The following is an 18,922-nucleotide window of genomic DNA, read 5'->3' as shown; positions in this document are numbered from 1 at the left end:
CTATGGTCCGCTCGCCGAGGATGTGCAAGAGTTCGCGGGCCCCTGGGGCCGAGCCGTCCGGCGTCTCAGGGTGTGGTTCGCCCGGTTCGGGCCAGGCGTGTGAGAGCCTCGGCGAATCTCTGCGACTGTGCCGGGTCGCCGCCGAGGAGCCTCATCTCGGCACGGCCGCGGAAATGCGCCGTGGTCACGACTCCGCCGGCGTCGAATGTGCAGCTGCCGCCCATCAGCTGCCCGGGCTGCGCCTGATCGAGGACGACGCTGCGTCCTTGGCCGTTGACGGAGGCGCGCACGACGCGACGGTTCGTGGCGATGAGCATCTGCGGTTCGGGGGTGAGATCGCTGCGGAACTGCAGGAGCAGGGCCTCTCCCGGCTGGAGGACCTCTCCCTGCTGGAGCAGGTCAGTCGGCGGTGCCGCAGTCGCGTGGGGAACGGCGCTGCCCTGTTGAACGGCGCCGGCTCGGGGACCGCCGTTGTCCTGGTGCCGGGGATCGAACCTCTCCCTGCGGCGCTGCTGCCTCGGGCTGAGATGAGGATGCGCTGCGTCGCAGCGGGCGACTCTCACCACCGCCCACAGTCGAGTGCCGAACAGGGCGAGCAGGGACAACGGCAGCGTGATCGTGACGAGTGAGAGGCCGGAGCCGGTGCTCATCTCGGGAATGGGGAACATGAAGACGAAGGTGAGGCCGATGCCGAGGAGGAACATCGTCACGAGCATGATGATGAAGACCGCGGGGTGATCGCGGTTGAACGCCTCGGCGACAGCGGACAGTGTGAAGCCCAGATTGACCGCTAACCAGCAGGCGAAGAAGATGACGAGCGCGGGCAGCGGTGATGCGCTGTAGTCGCCCCAGATCGTGCCCGGGGTGCCTGTGCTCTTGGCGAAGGAATGCCAGATGAAGATCGATGCCGCGGAGAAGAAAGCCCAGATAGGACCGACGGAGAACACCTTGTACCAGGCCTGGCGGATGAAGCCGGTGTACGAATCGGGGGCCCTGGGCACATGATGATCGGGTGCCGGTGCGTCTTTGTCAGAGGAGTCGTCCTCGTTGAAGAAGATGATGGCAATCGTATGGTAGAGCCCGTAGAGCCCGATGCCGACGATCCCGGCGCCCGCGGGATCGAAGTCCCCGACGCGGTGGGCCCGCGGATCGATGCCGGCATTCATGAGGAAGAAGACGATCGTGGTGAAACCGGCGAGACCCACCCCGTAGACCACGTTCGTGCTCATCTTGTGCGTTCTGAACTTCATGCTTCGATTCTTACAGCTCTTTCCTCGGCCATGGCCCGGTTCGTGTTCCAGATCTGAAGGATCCCACCTCGCCGAGGCGGCCGGCCCTCTTTCGGCGGGCCGCCTCGGCGAGGTGGGATCGGGAATGTCGCGGACGGCGGGGTCCGCGCGAATCAGTGCTTGGGTTCCTCCAGCTCCTCGACATCGTTCGGCGAGACCGGGATCGCCGGGATCGAGTCCGTGATCGGCGGGTGCGGCGGCGTGACGACCGACTGGTAGGAGTGCTCGTGCGAATAGGCGAGGAACGACAGGTGCGTCTCGTAGCGGTCGAGGACGTCGTCGATGATCTGCTGAGAGCTCAGCCCCATGAGGTCGTAGCCTTCGGAACCGGTCTGGGTGAAGACCTCGATGCGATAGTAGCGGTCGTCTCCGCGGGGTGCGTTGCGGGCACCGAACGAGGGCACATTCGCCTCGACGGCGGCCGCCTCGTAGCGGAAGTCGCGCTGTTCGCCCATATCGACGTTGAGCGTATTCGAGGTGATCGCCGTGTCTTCGTCCATGGTCTGAAGGTGTTCGACGGAGTAGCCGAGTTCACGGAATTCCGCGGACACGGCTTCCAGGCACGGTCCGACCACCTCGGCGGCGAAGCGCTCGACGGAGGCCTTCGACGGATAGGACCGCAGGGTCGCGAGACGCTGACGCCAGGTCTTCTCCGGGGCCCGACCGCCATGGGCCGCAGTCGTGCGGCGCCGACGAGTCCGGCCCTCACGTTCGGCGCGCTCCATGCGCAGCACCTTCGAGAACGATGCCATGACGAGGTAGGCGATGACCGTGACCGGCAGAGCGAAGATCAGGGTCGCATACTCCATCGTGGTCACACCGCCGGCGACGAGCATGGCGATGGTGAGCACCGCGGTGACGAGGGCCCAGAAGATGCGCAGCCATTTCTGGCCGTCCTCTTCCGGGTTGGGGATCGAGGAGGAGAAGTTCGACATCACCATGGCACCGGAGTTCGCACTCGTGAGGTAGAAGAGCAGCCCCGAGAGTGTGGCCAGTCCGATGAGGAATGTCGCTCCCGGGAACATCTCGAGCAGGTCGTACCAGCCCTGTTCCGGTGAGGCGATGGCCGTCTTCGCGAACTCGCCGTTGCCGGAGAAGACCTCGGACAGGGCCGAGTTGCCGAAGATCGAGACGATGATGAAATCGCAGAGGACCGGTGCGGTGATCGCGGCGATGACGAACTCACGCAGAGTGCGTCCGCGGGAGATGCGGGCGAGGAAGAGCCCGACGAAGGGACCCCAGGCCAGCCAGAACGCCCAGAAGAACAGGGTCCATCCGCCCATCCATTCGGAGCCGCCGTCGACATAGGCGAACGTCGACAGTGTGCGTTCGGGCAGGGTGAAGATGAACCGGCCGACATTCTCGACCATGGCGTTGAGGAGGAACGCGGTCTTTCCCGTGACGAGGATGTAGAGCATCATCGCCGCGCACGACCAGAGGTTGAGTTCGGAGACCAGGCGGATGCCCTTGTCCACGCCCGAAGTGCAGGCGGCGACGGTCATGACCACGGCCACGATGACCAATGCGATCTGCAGTGCGAGTCCCTGCTCGAAGCCGAAGAGAGTGGCGAAGCCGACGTTGAGCAGGACGACGCCGATGCCCATCGAGGTGGCCACACCGAAGACGGTGCCGACGAGGGCGAAGATGTCGATGACGTCACCGGTGGTTCCGCGCACGCGCTTGCCCAGCAGGGGGTAGAGGACGGCGCGGATCGACAGCGGCATTCCCCAGCGGTAGGCGAAGTAGCCCATGGCCATGCCGAGCAGCGAGTACATCGACCAGCCGGCGATGCCGTAGTGGAACATCGTCCACACCACGGCGTCCTGGGCGGCCGCGGCCGACTCCGGGCTGGCATTGACGGGTTCGAGGTATTGGGTGATCGGCCCGGTCACCGAGTAGAAGAGCATATCGATGCCCACACCGGCGGCGAAGAGCATGGCGACCCAGGTGAAGAGGTTGTACTGGGGGCGGGAGTGGTCTGGCCCCAAACGGACCGAACCCTCCTTGGACAGAGCAACCCAGAGGACGAAGCCGATGACGACGGTAACGGTGACGACGTAGAACCAGCCGAGGTTCTCGGCGATCCAGTCGACGGTGGTCTTCATCGTCGACTGGGCTGAGTCCGGCATCATCATCGCCCACACGGAGAAGGCGAGGATGATGAGCGAGGCGACGATGAAGACTCGCCAATTGACGCGGGAACCGCGTTCGTCAGAGAGCTCCTCGGGGCCCCTGCTCATCTCTGTGCTGTCGATCGGTGCACGCTTGGCCGGATCGACACCCCGGCCGGTTCGCGTCGTTCGATCGGTGCCGCCGAACCGTTCTCGTTCGACGATCGGGCGCTTCAACTTCTCTTCGTTCGGATCGTGCACGCATCAGCCTCCGGTAGGAAACGTGGTCTGGCCCGAAAGCGAGCCTGCGCCAGTCTACTGATGGAGGAATTTCTGCCGACCATCACACCCCGTCCGTTCAGGAAACAGGGCGAGTTGTCAGGGGGCCGCGGGGACGGTCGGGGATCAGGCCCGGGATCGGGCAGCCGCCTCGGTGATGGTGTCGACGAATTCGTGCGCCTCGGCCGGGGCGGTCTCCTCGAGCCGCATCGACGATCCGACGTGCAGTTCCACGGTCACGGTCGCACGGTCGCGGAATTCCTCGGCGCGGGCGTGCCCGACCTGCCAGAGTGCAGTTTGGGAGAGCTGGGCGACGTGTCCGGCAGCATCGGTGCGCACCCGCATCAGTCGCCGGTCGGTGAGGATGAGGATGTCAGTGTCGAAGGGTGGGAGGCTGTAGAGCCGCGCGAATTCGATCTCGCAGGGTCGGAACAACCCGACCGGGACATCCGGTGCGAGGTTCGGTCGATCGGCGGGGCTGCGTCGTGGAGAGCGCGGTGTCAGTCGATCAGCAGCAGAGCGGTGTGCACTCGAGGTTCGGCGGGCTTCTGCCCGCTTGCTGAACGCGAGGAACGGGGCGCGGATGAATGCGAGAAATGGGACGCCGGCGGGTGCGGCAGCGGTTGGGCCGGATCGGGTGGGGACAACGTCGTCGGTCGGGGGCACCGGATCGGAAGGGGAGGTCATGTCTGTGATTCTGGCAGGGCCGCCTCGGCGAAGGAGCGGTCAGCAGGTAATCGTTTCGCAACATCTGTGTCGGTTTGTCCATGGGATACTGGACGTATGCGTGCAGGTGAAGTCTCCGAGGTCAGTCAGGACTACCTCAAGGCCATCTGGTCGGCCCAGGAATGGGGCGGGGACCCGATGACGGCCACGGAGCTTGCGAACCGTTTCGGAACGACGAAGGCCAATGTCACCGAGGTGCTCAAACGCCTCGACGAACTCGACCTCATCACCCGAGTGCCCTACCGTCCGCCGGTGCTCACCGAACGGGGCAGAACGATCGCCCTGTCGATGGTGCGCCGACACCGGCTCATCGAGACGTTCCTCGTCGAGTCGCTCGGCTACGGCTGGGACGAAGTCCACGACGAAGCCGAGATCCTCGAACATGCCGCCTCCGACCGGCTCATCGACCGCATCGACGCGTTCCTCGGCCACCCGACATCCGATCCGCACGGCGATCCCATCCCCGGAGCGGACGGTCACGTGGATTCGCACACGCCCACCCTGCTCACCGAGGCGGCTGCCGGCCCCTACACGGTGCTGCGGGTCTCCGACGCCGACCCGCAGACACTCGGGAAACTCGCCGAGGCGGGGGTGCTGCCGGGGGCGGCGCTCGAAGTCGTCGACTGTTCCGATGATGAGGTCAGCGTGAGCATCGACGGGAAACGGGAAACGATCGCCGCGGCGCTCGCCGCGGCCGTGTATCTGCGCACGGCCGTCTCGGCGAGCTGAGAGACCGGCAGTCAGGACATCCAGACCGCTGGTGCCGGCCGGACCAGCGAGACTGTCAGGTTCGGCGGAGGGAGACCGGGGTTTCAGGTCTCGTCGCTGGTGTGCGGTCGCGGGAACTTCGGTTCGGCGCGCAGCAGCGTCAGGCTCGTGGCCGTACGGGCGTCGAAGCCCTCGGTGAGGAAGAGCTTCGGCCAGTCGCACCAGAGCTCGGACTCATACGGTGTGCCGGGCAGGTAGTTCTTGTACGTTCTCATCCGATGCCCGGGATGCGAGCGGAATGCCGCCTTCTCAATGGTGCGTAGACTCTCGAACAGCGTCTGGTAGAGCACCGGGTTGAAGCCGTCGCTGCGCGCGGCGTCGGCCGTGCGCACCCAATCGGGTCCGGCGACGGGAACGCCGCTGGTGATCGCCGAATGAATCTGCGCCTTGATGCCCGATCGCTGGGGATCGGGGGAGTGGTGGAGGAGGACCTTCGACCAGTGCAGCGCCTCTGCGGCTTCGAAGCCGGGCCACTGTTCGGCGGCCCTGCGACGGTTGTCGGCGGCCCTGCGATCGGCGGGATCGCCGTGGTCGTCGGAGGCGGAGTTGTCGTGGAAGTCTGCGGACATGGCGGACCGTCCTTCTCGGGCTCGTCGGCCCGGATCGAAACTTGCCCGAGCGGTCGGCACGGGCCCGTTCTTCCCCTGGGGCACCCGGTCGATGACGGGTTGCCGTGTGGCCGGCCAGGTACCGATGGCCACAACTCGCGAACGTGTTCTCAGTGTAGCGGGACGGACTGACACGAGCCCGAACAAGCAGAGCCGGCGTCCCGGTTCGAGGTCGAAACCGGGAACCGGGACGCGTCGGCAATGGTCCGCCTTCTGAGCGAACCTGCCTTGCCGGCGAGGACCGCCCGTCAGCGATGACTGCCCTCGCCGCCGCGGCAGTCAGTGCCGCCCTCACCTCCGGGGCAGGTTCCACCTCGGTTGAGGCTGCTGCGGCTTCTGATGCTGATTCATGAAACCGCGTTCGGCCTGCAGATGACCCTTGTCATGGCTCTTCGCCTTCGGATCGGCACCCGGGATGGACGCCTGCAGCTTCTCGGTCGCCTGTTCGGCGCCGATGATGGGCAGCTCCCCGGTGATCAACGGCTTCTCCGGGGCCGCCTCGGTGATGGGGTTCTTGTTTCCTTTGTTGTTTCGCATGGTCTTCTCCTTCTTCGCATTCTTCGGGCTCGGTTCGGCGGTCAGCTCGGTGAACAGTCCGGTCCACTGGTCGGGGGTGAGGTCCTTGGGCAAGGTGTCTCCTCTGATGTCGTTGCGATCCATGGTCGATTGCAGCGTGCGGTGATCGGTGATGCTCATCGTTGAGAGGATTCCTTTCATTCCTCGCCCGCGGCCGGTGAAGACCGACCGGACGAACTGTTGATAATCGGATCGATCACCGGCTGGGATCGATCCGGTGGGACAGCGATCGATGGTGAAGATGCCGCCATCGACGCTGGGTTTCGGGGTGAATGCATCCGCGGGGACGCGTGATACGAGGCGGAAGTCGAACCATGGTGCCCATTGGGCGGTCATCATGGTCGATCCGCCGACTCCGGCACGTTTGCGGGCCACCTCCCATTGGGTGAGCAGGATGGCCTGCTGCCACTGACTCGAGCGCAGCAGTCTGCGGAGGATGGGGGTGGTGAGGTGGAACGGCAGATTGCCGACGATGACCGGCCGGTCGAGCCGGGTGGTCAGGATGTCGGCGTGCCGGACCTCGGCCCGCGGGAATGAGTCTTCAAGGTGATCAAGCCTCGTTTCGTCGAGTTCGACGAGTGTGAGTTCTCGGCCGAGCCGGTAGAGCTCGGTCGTGACTGCTCCGTCGCCGGGGCCGATCTCCATGATCGGTCCGGAGGTGGAGCGAGCCAGGCTCGCAATCGTGTCGATAGTGGTGCGTGAGCGGAGGAAGTTCTGGCCGAGTTCGTGTCGCCCGCCGTGCTTCGACCGTGAATGTCTCGACTTCGAATGTGTCGAGTGTGGACGTGTCGTTTGGGGTCGCAATGGGATGTGTTCCAGAAAGAAGGTGGAGGCACCCGAGGCAGCGCAATGGTGGTGAGTCAGATCGGTCCGCGATGACCTGGTCGATCATTGACGATCAAAACGGTCAGTGGGGACGGAAAAGGATCAGCCGATTGCCGCAGCACCCGGATGCCGATGACGATCCGGGAGGACAACGCGCTTGCAGGAGGAGATCGAGGCGACCGTCGTCGGTCAGCCGATCACAGAATCTTCGTCGAGCGCGCTGTCAGGCGCGGCGGTGACGAATGTAGAAGCAAGGCGCAGTCATTGCGCTGCTGTTCAATGTTCCCATGCCGAATAAGATAGCACGGGTCCTCTCGCGCCCACCAGGGTGTGGACGAAAAAATTACCCCGCCGAATTCTCAGTGAAGTCGGCGGGGCGTGTTCAGAACGGGTATCAGCCCATGAGGGTGCGCAGGACGAGCACTCCGATCGAACCGATGGCGGCCGCTGCCGGCAGGGTGATGACCCAGGCCAGGGCGATCGGCTTCATGAGCTTCCAGTTCGCCGACCGGTTGACCAGGCCGACACCGATGATCGCGCCGATGAGGATGTGCGTCGAGGACACGGGCAGTCCACTCACCGAGGCGGCCATGACGATTCCGGCGGCCGCGAGCTCCGCGGCGAATCCGGAGGCAGGGTGGATCTCGGTGAGGTTCGTTCCGACGGTCGCGATGACCTTCCGGCCGATGAACCAAAGACCGACGATGAGGGCGAATCCGCAGGTGAGCATGGCCGCGAACGGAACGGTCGCCTCGGCGTTGATGCTGTCGGTGCGGAGCACATCGAGGACGGCGGCGAAAGGGCCGACGGCGTTCGCGATGTCGTTCGAACCGTGGCTGAAGGCGAACGCGGAGGCGGTGAACACCTGCATCCAGGAGAACAGGATATAGGTCGCGCGGGGCACGGTCTGCTTGCGCAGGGTCTTGGCGAAGACGAACACGGCCAGCCACACGGCCACGCCGATCATCGCCATGACGAGGACTCCGCCGACGGTGGACACGCTCATGTCGAGATTCGTCAGACCCTTGAACAGCAGCATCGCGGTGATGATGATCGCGCCGGCGGCAGCGATGAGCGGAACCCAGCGCTGCAGAGCCGAGTGAGTGCCGATCGCACCCGTACCGGCTCCTGTGACGTCCGACCCGGTGGTCGCCGAGTCGATCTGGGCGTCGACGGAGCCTTCGGCCGGAGCGACGGCGGAGAGCATATGTGGCTTGAGGGTGTGTGACAGCGCATTGCCGAGCACGTACTTCTTGATCAGCCCGTAGATGAAGAACGCGGCGAGTCCGCCGAGCGCGGGCGACAGCACCCAGGAGATCGCGATCTGGCCGACCTCGGACCATTGCACCATGGAGAGCCCGCCGGTGCCGGTGACGAAGCCGATCGTCAGTGAAGCTCCGATGATGCCGCCGATGATCGCATGCGTCGTCGACACCGGCCAGCCCATCCGGGTTGCCACGAGCAGCCACAGTGCGGCGCCGAGGAGGGCGGCCATCATGATGAACGCGAAATCCATCGGGTTGATCGCGACTCCGCTGAGGTCGACGATTCCGCTCTTGACCGTGTCGGTGACGTCGCCGCCGGCCAGCAGGGCACCGCTGACTTCGAAGACCGCAGCGATGAGCAGTGCCTGCTTCATCGTCAGTGTGCCGGCTCCGACGGAGGTTCCGAAGGCGTTGGCGACATCGTTGCCGCCGATGTTGAACGCCATGAAGGCGCCGAAGATGACGGTGGTGACGAGCACCATGCGCGGTGCGTCGCGACCGACGAAGTCGAAGGACCACAGGGTGAAGGCAATGAGGGTGATCGCGAGCAGGCCGCCGAAGGCCAGATGCCAGAGGCGATCATTGCTGCGGCCGAGGGCAGGCGGCGGAGTGCGGCGCTCCGGGGCCAGAACCTGGGTCATTCGAATCTCCTAGCGAAGGTCTGGATGCAGGCTGTGTCTGCTCCCATGATTCGCAGGCCGAATGACCGCCAGGTTACGGGAAAGGTGAACGGAGGGTGAACACCGAATCGGGCGCGCGCGAAATGAACATGCACATTCGGTGCAATTCGCCTGAGGTTCACGCGAAATTCCAGGTCAGATGCTATGCGAGCGGGTTCGCGCGGGAGGTGGTGAGGTCGGTTGGGGCAGGAGGCAAGACCGGCTGTGACAATGGCCACGAAACCCCGAGACGGGGCCGCGGCAGCGGGAGCGGGTCCACAGACGTGACCGGGCCCGGACATGCGCGGGCCCGATCGCAGAAGTCAGGAGAGAGGGGAGAGGCTCGCCGAGGCGGCCGGACTCAGTCGATGATCTCGCCGCGGATGACGTCGCCGCCGCCGTCGTCGGGACGGTTGCGGTGCGGATCGGCCTGCATCTGCCGGGCAGTGCTGCGCAGGCGTCGACCGAGAGCGATGAGGGCGATTCCGACGAGGATGATGAACCCGGCGAGCGTGAAGATCAGCGCGGTCACCCCGGCGCTCGGGGCGAAGAGGAAGAAAGCGCCGAGGATGATGCCGAGGATGCCGATGGCCGTGAGCACCCACCAGGACCCGACACCGATGCGTCGGATGAAGAAGGACACGGTGAGAGCGAGGATGCTGAAGAAGACGATCGCGAAGCCGGTGAGCACCGTGACCATCGAGGCGAACAGCATCGGGGTGAGGAAGATGAGCACGCCGAGGAGGATGAGCAGAACCGCACGCGTGACCAGGCTGCCGGTGCGTCCTCCTCGCGGGGCGAACACGAGGGAGGAGACGGCGATGACGGCGAGCCAGCAGGCGAAGATCCGCACGACCACCTCGGCGGAGGCGCCGGGCCAAGCCATCATCAGCACACCCATCACGAGGGCGATGACGCCGTTGACGATGACTGTTCTTCCTGTGCGCTTGAGGTCCATGGCCTCAGCCTAGTCCTCGGATTTGGACGGACGCTGAAGAGGATGGTCTCGATCAGGCGTGCCCGAGATGCTCCTCCGCCTCCGCGGTGTCCGAGGTCGTGCGCTCCTGCTCGGGCATATCCGAGGTGACGCGTTCCTGCTCGGGCATGAGGCCGGTGAGTTTGAGCGATTCGGACATCGCTTGGACGATGGCGTCGAGGTCGGTGGTCGGTGCGGTGTTCGCCGCGGCCGTGTCCGGGGTGGACATCGCCCCCTCCTCGGCGGAGTTCGAATCGGGTTTCGCCCCCGTCTCGGCGGTGGGAGGCGAGGTCGGAGTGTTGCCTTCGAGGAACCGGAGCAGTTCGACGGGGAAGGGTAGGACGAGGGTCGAATTCCGTTCGGCGGCGACTTCGACGATGGTCTGCAGCAGGCGCAGCTGGAGGGCGGATGGGGTGTGGGCCATCGCCTCGGAGGCCTGGGCGAGCTTGTTCGACGCCTGCAGCTCACCATCGGCGATGATGACCCGGGAGCGGCGTTCGCGTTCGGCTTCGGCCTGGCGCGACATCGACCGCTTCATCGTCTCCGGCAGGGCCACGTCCTTGATCTCGACGCGGTCGATGTGGATGCCCCAGTCGACGGCGGGATTGTCGATCATGATCGCCAGGCCTTGATTGAGGCGTTCGCGGATGGTGAGCAGATCGTCGAGTTCGCTCTGGCCGATGATCGACCGCAGCGAGGTCTGCGCGACCTGCCCGACGGCGAGCTGATAGTCCTCGACATCGACGACGGCCTTGCGCGGATCGACGACCTTGAAGTAGATGACGGCGTCGACGCGGACGGTGACGTTGTCGCGGGTGATGCCCTCCTGAGCGGGAATCGGCATCGTGACGATCTGGAGATTGACCTTCTGCAGGTTGTCGACGAACGGGATGATCGCCGTCAGCCCGGGAGGTTTGGGCTCGGCATTCACTCTGCCGAGGCGGAAGACCACCCCGCGCTCATACTGTTTGACGATCCTCAGGCTGTTTCCCAGCGTGATGGCTCCGAGTGCGACAAGTGCGGCAAGGATTCCGAGCGCCAACATGTCGAATCGCCTCCTTTGACGACTGACGGTTCCCTCATTTTAGCACTCGTTTGCCCCTGAGGGCAGGGTCGGTTATAATCACGAAACTTTTGCCGAGCGCGGGGCTTCGTGGACGGGGCGTCGACGGCTCACCCTGAGAGGGGATGGGGCGCTCAGCCCTCCTGCGCCTCTCGGGCCAGCAGTCGTTTGCCCGCCGGGTAGGCCGCCAGTGAGGCGGGCAGGTTCACCCGGCGGCCCGAAGCGAAGGTGGCGAGCACGCGTCCGGTGCCCGGCTGTTCCTCGCCGACTCCTGCGGGTTCGAGACCGATGCGGCGCAGTGTCTGTTTGGCCACCGGCATCGGGGAGTCGAAGACGGTGAGGGCGCCCGCGCGGGCGGCCATGATGCGGTCAGCGACGAGTCCGTAATGGGTGCAGCCGAGCACCACGGTCTCCATTCCCGGCCCCATTTGGGTGAAGGCATCCTCGATGGCGGTGTCGATCTTCTCCAGGTCGGCGGTGTTGATCGCCTCGGCCAATCCCGGGCAGGCGACCTTGGCCACGTGCAGGTCGGCGGCGAAGGAATCGATGAGGTTCTGTTGGTAGTCGCTGCCGGTGGTCGCCGGGGTCGCCCAGATCGCGAAGTCCTGTCCCGTGCCGGCGGCCATCTTCACCGCGGGGACGGTGCCGATGACGGGAATGCGCGGTTCATAGCGGGCGCGCACGGCCTCGAGTGCCTGCACCGAGGCGGTGTTGCAGGCGATGACGATGGCATCGGGTTCCCATTCGGCGAGCACCCCGGCCGAATGCAGGGCCCGCTGTTCGAGGGTCTCCGTGCTCAGGCTGCCGTAGGGAGAGAAGTCCGGATCCATGGCCAGGACGAGGTTCGCGTCGGGAGCGAGGTGGAAGACTGCATCGGCGGTGCCGAGGAGTCCGAGTCCGGAATCGAGCAGACCGATGCGCGTCATGAAGCGTCCTTCGGGTAGGCGAACTCCCGGATCTCTTTGAGGTGGGCCTTCGTCAGGCCGTGGGCGAAGTCCGGGGCGATGAGTTTGAGTCGGTTCGTCGAATACCGGCTGAGGAAGTATTCGCGCGTGACCGGCCAGGCCAGGTCGTCGTCGATCCAGATCGCGCGGCCGTGTTCGTGCGTGGACAGCCAGCCCTCCATGGCGCGGGCCTTCCACCACTGCTGCGGGTCGTGAGCGAAACGGTTATGGGTCTCATCGGGCATTTCGATGACGTCGAAGGAGTTGCGCAGACCGAATTTCGGTTCGAGCTCGGACTTGCATCGCTTTGACCAGGTCGAGAGCCAGACGACGTCGACGTCATGGGTTTCGACGATGCGATCGAAGAATTCGACGACGGCCGTTCGGTAGTGGAGCTCGTAGTTCCACGCCCGCAGCTTCTTCCGGCCTTCGGTCATGATGCGCAGTTTGGGCACCGGATAGGAGTTGAGGACGCCGTCGACGTCGAGGAAGACGGTGACATGGCGTGCTCGCCGGCGAGCCGAGACCGGCGACGGGGATGCGGCAGCCATCATTCCTTCCTGTTCGCTTCGCCGTCCGGCCGGACGCGAGACGAGCGCGCTATTCTGGGGGCAGACCGCTTCCGCCCGCACCAGATTTCGTCTCCGAGTTTACCGCCGACCGCCGAGGAGAGCCGAGTCCGTGTACCGACAGACCCACATCCCCCGCTTGCAGGCGAGCCTGTGGGTCTCGATCGGGCAGACGCCGGGGGAGTCGCTCATCGTCCCCGACGGATGCATGGACCTCATCCGCATCGGACCGACGATCATCATCGCCGGCGCCGATTCGACCGCTCGCGGCTTCGCCGGCACCCCAGAACCCGTGATCGGACTCCGCTTCGGTCCGGGTGTGCTTCCCCAACTGCTGGCCACCTCGGCGGCGGAGCTGGCCGATCGCGTCACCCCGCTCGAGGCAGTCGTCGCCCCGGGCATCGTCGCCGCCGCCCAAGCACGCGCGGCTGGGATCGACGAGCCGGGTTCGCCACGACGGCGGGCGGGGGAGGCCGCAGCTGAGCCGATGAGTGCGCACGCCCGTGAGCTGCTCGCGATCGCGACGGTCCTGACAGACCGCACCGTCTTCGACCGGCGCCCCATGGATATGGCCGGCCTCCTCGGTGCCGGGATGGCCTCACCGGCAAGGACCGTCGCCGAGGTGGCCGCGGACTTCGCGTACTCGCCCCGACAGCTGCGCAGGCTCTCAGCGGAGTGGTTCGGGTACGGGCCGAAGCATCTGACGAAGGTCCTGCGCTGGCAGGCGGCTCGCGCATTCCTCACTGCCGGCCACACCCGCACCGCGGCTGCGGCGCGCGCCGGCTACGCGGATGCGGCGCACCTGTGGCGCGATGAGCGCTCCCTGCTCGGGCGGTGACGGGGCCGGCGCGCCTACCCGAGACTCGCGAAGAGGTCGACCTTGTTGCCGTCGGGGTCGGAGACCACGGCATAGCGCTGTCCCCAGAAGGCGTCCCAGGGTTCGTGGACGACCCCGGCCACGGCGGGCCCCGCCGCTTCGCCGGTGAGTTCGGCGAAGGTCGCGTCGACAGCCTCGGGCGTGGAGCAGTCGAAGGCCAGGGACATCTTGTGGCCGCCGGTCGGCCACGTCCAGTCGGGGTCGATGCTGTGCATGACCGCCTCGGTGTCGAGGAGGATGCGGAGGCTGCCCGAGGAGAATTCGGTGTGTGGCGCCTCCGGACCGCCGTCGGTGAGCTCGAGTCCGAGCGCGGAGTAGAAGGTGACAGCTGTGGGCATATCGGCAGTGATGATTGAGATCGCGTCGAGTTTCATGCCTTCAGGCTATGCGGGAGCGCGGCTGGTGAGCATGAACAGATCGGCCATGTTCGCACCATCACGGTCCGTGTGGGCTCGAAGCGCCCGGGCAGTCTCGGTGAACCTCGGGCGAGCGGAGCAGTCGCCGCTGCGGCGAGGCTCAGTCCTGCAGGTACTCCCCGAACACGGCGCGCAGATCGGACGTCAGCGGGGTCGGTTCGGAGGTGTCCCGGTCGATGTGGACGAGCACGCAGTCATGGTCGAAGACCTGACGTCCATCCTGGTCTCCCCGGGTGTTGACGGTGAACGAGGAGTTTCCGAGCTTCTTCACCGTCACGGTCATCGTCAGCTTCGGTCCGTACATGACGGGCACGAGGTAATCGATGGACTGGTGGGCCACGAGCAGACCCCCGCCGGTGATGTGACCGGCCCGGATCCCATGCATCCACCGCACACGGCACTCTTCGACGATGGTGATCAGCCGTGCGTTATTCACGTGCCCGAGCATGTCCTGATCCGACCAGCGGACCTCGGGCGAGTATTCGAATGTCTTCACGCATGCCTCCATGTCCGCTGCGGCAGCCGTGAGCGCAGCGGTGCTCGAACTGAACGATCGTTCCACAGTTAATCAGGAGAGAGTTCCGAATGGGAAATCCCGCCTGGCCCGTGACGGCCCACATGGAGGAAGCGAGCCTCAGCCTCGGCGGTTGCGGATCTCCTCGTTGACGGCGCCGACGACCTCATGGAGATCGCCGATGATCGCGTAGTCCGCGCGCTGGACCATGGTCGCCTCTTCGTCGGTGTTGATCGCAATGAGGGTCTTCGCGCCCTCGATCCCGGCCATGTGCTGGATGGCCCCGGAGATCCCGCAGGCGATGTAGACATCGGGTGAGATCCGGCTGCCGGTCTGCCCGACCTGCTCGGCGTGCGGCCGCCAGCCGAGCCCCGTGACCACCCGTGAGACGCCCAGAGCTCCGTCGAGGTGGTCGACGAGTTCGAGGACCTCGACGAAACCGTTCTCCGAACCGACCCCGCGTCCGGCACCGACCACGGCCCGTGCCTGAGTCAGTCCGGAGGTGTCGTCGGCGGCCTCGGCCTCGGTCCGTGTCGCTCGGGTGCGCAGGTCCTCCTCGGTGACCTCGAGCTCGTAGTCGTAGATCTGCGGTGTCGTCGGCGCGGTCTCCTCGGGAGAGCAGGCGTGACCGGCGACCGTGAGGACCTGCAGGTCGCCGTCGAGCCGGAGCCGTTCGAACGCCGTCCCGCCGTAGACCTGCCGCAGCAGCCCCTCCTCGTCGACGGCGATGACATTCGCCGCCATCCGCTCACCGGTGCGCACCGCGACGTGGGCCATGAGCTCCATTCCTCGAGGTGTTCCCGAAGCCAGCAGTGTGCCGGACTCAGGGGCGATGTCGACGATGGCCTGCGCCCAGGCCGCCGCCGAGTACTCCTCGAGATCGGGATGCTGGAGGTGGTGGATGACGCTCACCCCCAGCCGCCCCAGCTCGTCGACGGCGGCGTCGCTGAGCGGCCCCACCACCACCCCTTCAGGACTACCCGACGGCGTCCCAGATACCTCGCGCGAGGTTGCTGCGCCGCCGTCGGGTAGCAAGGAGGTGAGGGTGGCGGCGTGGATGCGGGCGAAGGTGACCGCCTCGGCGGAAGTCAGCTGCACCGCACCGGTCTCATCTGTTTCGACGAATACGAGAGTCATCACCGAAGCACCCCGATCTCTTCCAGAACATCGACCAAGGCGGGTGCCGCATCGGGGCCCTCGCCGAGGATGGTCACCGCACTCGTCTTCTCCGGCGGCAGCTCGAGCCTCATCCGTGGATTGCCCGCTCCGGGATCGGGTGCGTCGTATTCGGCGATGGGCGCCTTCTTCGCCTTCATCCGCCCGGTGATCGAGGGGTAGCGGGGGTCGACTCCGCCCTCCTGGACGGCGATGACGGCGGGCAGGTCGACGGAGAAGAGCTCGGCACCGGCCGGCCCGATCCCGCGGGCCTCGATCCCGCCCGAGGCGGCCGAGCCATCCGTGGGGCTCAGTGTCTGGATGCTCGTGAGCACCGGGTATTCGAGTTCGTAGGCGAGCCGGATCGGCACTTGGAAGTCGCCGGTGTCGGCAGCATCATTGCCCAGCAGCACGAGATCGAACTCCTGGCCCTGTTCGGCACGATCGCGGACGACATCGGCGATGACCTGGGCGATGTCCTCGGGTCCGAAGGCATCGGGATCGGCCGTTTCGATGAGGATTCCGTCGTTCGCACCCACGGCTGCCGCCGCACGCAGCTGTTCGACCGCCTCGGCAGGGCCCAGGGTGAGCACGGTGACCTTGCCACCGGTGGCCGCGGCGGTCTGGATGGCGAGCTCGACGGCGCATTCCTCATGGGAGGACATGGTGTGGCCGAGACCGGATTCGTCGATGCCGGTCTCCGCACCGTCAAGGGTGACCTGCCCGGCGATATCGGGGATGCGTTTGATGCACACGAGGATGTTCATGGCTATCTCCTGATGCACTCGTTGTCGGGGTCGAACAGCGGCGTCGAATCGACCGCTGCCACGGTCACCGGGTAGAACTCCTCCATGTAGACGACCTGGAGACGGTTGCCCAGCACCGCCTCGGCGGGTGGGAGGAACGCCACGAGGACGTGCTTTCCGAGGCTCGGAGCCGAACCCGCCGAAGTGACATAGGCCCGGCGGCCGTGACCGTCGACCAGCGGCTGGCCGTCCGCGGAGACGATGGGTTCGCCTCCGAGCATGTAGCGCTTCTCACCGCTTGAACTCGTGTGATCGTCGACGGTGAGTGAGCAGAGCACGGTTTGCGGGTCCTCCTCGCGGTGGCGCAGGTGGGCGGCCCTGCCGATGAAGTCCTGGGACTTGACCTTCGGCCTGCTCATACCGACTTCGACGACGGTGCGTTCGGAGTCGAGTTCGGCGCCGAAAGCCCGGTAGCCCTTCTCGATTCGGCCGGTCGTACTGTAGACGCCGAGACCGACGGGCACGAGCCCGTGCTGCCCACCGACTTCCATGAGCGCGTCCCAGAGCTTCAGCCCCGACTCCATCGGCACATAGAGCTCCCAGCCGAGGTCGCCGACATAGGAGATGCGGGAGGCGAGCACCTCGAGCGAACCGACCTCGATGGTTCGTGCGGTACCGAACCTGAAGCCCTCATGAGAGACATCGGCAGTGGTGAGCGCGCCGAGGATGTCGCGAGAACGTGGCCCCCACAGTCCGATCGTCGTCCACGAACTCGTGAGATCGGCGATCTGCGCGCCGGTCTCGGGCAGCCGGTCGGAGAACCACTTCACATCGACCATGCCGTGGGCGGCACCGGTGACGACGCGGAATCGGTCGTGGGCCAGGCGCATGATGGTCAGGTCCGAACGGAAGCCGCCGCCCTCATCGAGGATGGGGGTGTAGACGACGCGACCGACGGATACGTCCATCTGCGCCAAGGCGATGTGCTGGACCGCATCGAGAGCGGCGGGTCCGAAGACGTCGAAGATGACGAAGCTCGAGAGATCGACGAGGCCCGCGCGTTCACGCATGGCCAGGTGTTCGGCGTTGATGATCGGTGACCACCAGCGGGCGTCCCATTCGGCCGTGCGCTCCATGACGGCGTCACCGAACTCGTCGAGCAGCGGCGCATTCGATTCGAACCACTGCGGTCGCTCCCACCCGCCGGCTTCGAAGAAGACCGCTCCGAGGTCCTTCTCCCGCTGCCACATGGGCGAGCGGCGGATATTGCGGTCGGAGGCCCACTGTTCACCGGGGTGGACGATGCCGTAGGTCTTGTTGAACGCTTCCGAGGTCCGGGCCCGCACGTGTGCGCGGGTGCGCTGGTGGGAATGGAAGCGGGCGATGTCGGCGGCTTGGACGTCGATCTCCGGCAGCCCGGTCGTCATCCATTCGGCGACGGCCCGACCGACTCCCGGTCCTTCCTTGACCCAGACGGCAGCCGCCGACCACAGGCCCTTGACCTGGGGAGATTCGCCGAGGATCGCGGGACCGTCGGGAGTCAGCGAGAGCAGTCCGTTGATGGCATAGCGGATCTCGACCTCAGGGTTCGACAGCACTTCAGGCATGAGTTCAAGTGCCTGCTCGAGTTGCGGGTCGAAGTCCTCGTCGGTGAAGGGCATCTCGGTGGGAGAGAGTTTCGCGGCCTCGATCGAGGGGATCTCATCGGGCTCGTGGAGGATCGCGCGGTGGGCGTAGGAGCCGATCTCCATGTCCGAGCCGTGCTGACGTTCGTAGCAGAAGGTGTCCATGTCGCGCACGATCGGGAAGGTGATCTCGCCGGAGGTCTCGGCCAGCTGCGGCACCGGGCCGACACTGATCATCTGGTGCACTGCGGGTGTGAGGGGGATAGCGGCACCGGCCATGGCCGCGATGCGCGGACTCCACACACCGCAGGCAACGAGGACGCGGTTCGTCTCGATGGCGCCCTTCGACGTGTGCACGCGGACGATCTGACCGTCCTCGACATCGATATCGGTCACCTCGGTGTTGGGCGAGACAGTCAGGGCGCCCTTGGCCTGTGCGGATTCGCGCATCATCGCGCCGGCACGCACGGAGTCGACGACTCCGACCGTCGGCGTCCAGAAGGCGCCGACGATGACATCGGGGTCGAGGAACGGCACCTTCTGAGCGACCTCGGCGGGGCTGACCAGCTCGGATTCGATTCCCCACGCTCGCGCCGAGGCCATGCGCCGTCGCAGTTCCTGCATGCGCTCTTCGGTGCGGGCGACCTCGAAGCCGCCGGACTCGGTGAAGACGCCGAGGTCCTTGTATTGGCGCATGCTGTCGAGGGTGAGGTCGGTGATCTCACGAGAATGGTCGACGGGAAAGATGAAGTTCGAGGCATGCCCGGTCGATCCGCCGGGATTCGGCAAGGGGCCCTTGTCGACCTGGACGATGTCGGTCCAGCCGAGTTCGGCGAGATGATGGACGAGACTGTTGCCGACGATGCCGGCTCCGACAACGACGACGCTGGCTTGGGCGGGGACGGAAGCCATGGGCTGGCTCCTCTCTGAA

At 65.8% G+C, this 18,922-nt stretch carries 16 protein-coding genes, 1 pseudogene and 1 riboswitch; of the genes and pseudogenes, 2 read left to right on the top strand and 15 right to left on the bottom strand.

Going from position 1 to position 18,922, the window contains the following annotated elements; translation table 11 throughout:
* Nucleotides 1-65 precede the first annotated feature (65 nt).
* The 3 genes from ACSE4D_RS06435 to ACSE4D_RS06425 form a co-directional block, all read right to left on the bottom strand.
* Nucleotides 66-1,250 (bottom strand): hypothetical protein, encoded by a 1,185-nt coding sequence (locus ACSE4D_RS06435; protein ID WP_436326829.1) that lies wholly within the window; start codon nucleotides 1,248-1,250, stop codon nucleotides 66-68.
* Nucleotides 1,251-1,402: 152 nt separating this feature from the next.
* A complete protein-coding gene (gene betT / locus ACSE4D_RS06430; RefSeq protein ID WP_425119962.1) occupies nucleotides 1,403-3,661 on the bottom strand; it encodes a choline BCCT transporter BetT in 2,259 nt (752 codons plus the stop codon).
* A 144-nt stretch (nucleotides 3,662-3,805) separates the two neighbouring features.
* Nucleotides 3,806-4,366 (bottom strand): hypothetical protein, encoded by a 561-nt coding sequence (locus ACSE4D_RS06425; RefSeq protein WP_436326828.1) that lies wholly within the window; start codon nucleotides 4,364-4,366, stop codon nucleotides 3,806-3,808.
* 96 nt (nucleotides 4,367-4,462) lie between these two features.
* Between ACSE4D_RS06425 and ACSE4D_RS06420 the strand changes: the two genes are divergently transcribed.
* A complete protein-coding gene (locus ACSE4D_RS06420; protein ID WP_436326827.1) occupies nucleotides 4,463-5,134 on the top strand; it encodes a metal-dependent transcriptional regulator in 672 nt (223 codons plus the stop codon).
* Nucleotides 5,135-5,217: 83 nt separating this feature from the next.
* Here the strand turns inward: ACSE4D_RS06420 and ACSE4D_RS06415 are convergent, their stop codons facing one another.
* From ACSE4D_RS06415 to ACSE4D_RS06385, 7 genes and pseudogenes are all read right to left on the bottom strand, one after another.
* Nucleotides 5,218-5,742, bottom strand: coding sequence for a hypothetical protein (locus ACSE4D_RS06415; protein WP_436326826.1), 525 nt, complete (start codon nucleotides 5,740-5,742; stop codon nucleotides 5,218-5,220).
* Nucleotides 5,743-5,774: 32 nt separating this feature from the next.
* Nucleotides 5,775-5,885: riboswitch (SAM riboswitch) on the bottom strand.
* A gap of 466 nt (nucleotides 5,886-6,351) precedes the next feature.
* A pseudogene (erm, locus tag ACSE4D_RS06410) lies at nucleotides 6,352-7,161 on the bottom strand (23S ribosomal RNA methyltransferase Erm); the annotation flags it as partial.
* A gap of 415 nt (nucleotides 7,162-7,576) precedes the next feature.
* A complete protein-coding gene (locus tag ACSE4D_RS06405; RefSeq protein ID WP_436326825.1) occupies nucleotides 7,577-9,088 on the bottom strand; it encodes an inorganic phosphate transporter in 1,512 nt (503 codons plus the stop codon).
* A 379-nt stretch (nucleotides 9,089-9,467) separates the two neighbouring features.
* The gene (locus ACSE4D_RS06400) at nucleotides 9,468-10,064 is read right to left on the bottom strand and encodes an HdeD family acid-resistance protein (RefSeq protein ID WP_436326824.1); all 597 of its coding nucleotides are present in this window, start codon (nucleotides 10,062-10,064) and stop codon (nucleotides 9,468-9,470) included.
* A gap of 52 nt (nucleotides 10,065-10,116) precedes the next feature.
* Nucleotides 10,117-11,127: a slipin family protein gene (locus tag ACSE4D_RS06395; RefSeq protein WP_436326823.1), complete on the bottom strand. Its 1,011-nt coding sequence runs from the start codon at nucleotides 11,125-11,127 to the stop codon at nucleotides 10,117-10,119.
* A gap of 152 nt (nucleotides 11,128-11,279) precedes the next feature.
* The gene (locus ACSE4D_RS06390) at nucleotides 11,280-12,071 is read right to left on the bottom strand and encodes a glutamate racemase (protein WP_436326822.1); all 792 of its coding nucleotides are present in this window, start codon (nucleotides 12,069-12,071) and stop codon (nucleotides 11,280-11,282) included.
* A complete protein-coding gene (locus ACSE4D_RS06385) occupies nucleotides 12,068-12,643 on the bottom strand; it encodes an HAD domain-containing protein (RefSeq protein WP_436326821.1) in 576 nt (191 codons plus the stop codon). The genes ACSE4D_RS06390 and ACSE4D_RS06385 overlap by 4 nt, the downstream gene beginning before the upstream one ends.
* 127 nt (nucleotides 12,644-12,770) lie before the next feature.
* Here ACSE4D_RS06385 and ACSE4D_RS06380 point away from each other — a divergent pair, with 127 nt between their 5' ends.
* On the top strand, nucleotides 12,771-13,496 hold the full coding sequence (locus ACSE4D_RS06380; protein ID WP_135540651.1) for a helix-turn-helix domain-containing protein: 726 nt from the start codon (nucleotides 12,771-12,773) through the stop codon (nucleotides 13,494-13,496).
* Nucleotides 13,497-13,510: 14 nt separating this feature from the next.
* On the opposite strand, the gene ACSE4D_RS06375 is transcribed toward ACSE4D_RS06380, so the two are convergent.
* From ACSE4D_RS06375 to ACSE4D_RS06355, 5 genes are all read right to left on the bottom strand, one after another.
* On the bottom strand, nucleotides 13,511-13,909 hold the full coding sequence (locus ACSE4D_RS06375; RefSeq protein ID WP_135540653.1) for a VOC family protein: 399 nt from the start codon (nucleotides 13,907-13,909) through the stop codon (nucleotides 13,511-13,513).
* A gap of 142 nt (nucleotides 13,910-14,051) precedes the next feature.
* Nucleotides 14,052-14,447, bottom strand: coding sequence for an acyl-CoA thioesterase (locus tag ACSE4D_RS06370; RefSeq protein ID WP_135540655.1), 396 nt, complete (start codon nucleotides 14,445-14,447; stop codon nucleotides 14,052-14,054).
* A gap of 138 nt (nucleotides 14,448-14,585) precedes the next feature.
* Nucleotides 14,586-15,602: an electron transfer flavoprotein subunit alpha/FixB family protein gene (locus ACSE4D_RS06365; protein ID WP_240689923.1), complete on the bottom strand. Its 1,017-nt coding sequence runs from the start codon at nucleotides 15,600-15,602 to the stop codon at nucleotides 14,586-14,588.
* Nucleotides 15,602-16,387 carry an electron transfer flavoprotein subunit beta/FixA family protein gene (locus ACSE4D_RS06360; RefSeq protein WP_135540658.1) on the bottom strand — a complete coding sequence of 262 codons (786 nt, stop codon included), beginning with the start codon at nucleotides 16,385-16,387 and terminating at the stop codon, nucleotides 15,602-15,604. Before ACSE4D_RS06360 ends, ACSE4D_RS06365 begins: the two co-directional genes overlap by 1 nt.
* A 2-nt stretch (nucleotides 16,388-16,389) precedes the next feature.
* Nucleotides 16,390-18,903: a GcvT family protein gene (locus ACSE4D_RS06355; RefSeq protein WP_436326820.1), complete on the bottom strand. Its 2,514-nt coding sequence runs from the start codon at nucleotides 18,901-18,903 to the stop codon at nucleotides 16,390-16,392.
* Nucleotides 18,904-18,922: the final 19 nt, after the last annotated feature.

This window comes from Brevibacterium sp. FAM 27836 (assembly GCF_051351055.1).
Lineage (GTDB): Bacteria > Actinomycetota > Actinomycetes > Actinomycetales > Brevibacteriaceae > Brevibacterium.
The sequence above is the reverse complement of the archived record's forward strand: the minus strand, read 5'-3'. Positions and strand labels throughout refer to the sequence as shown.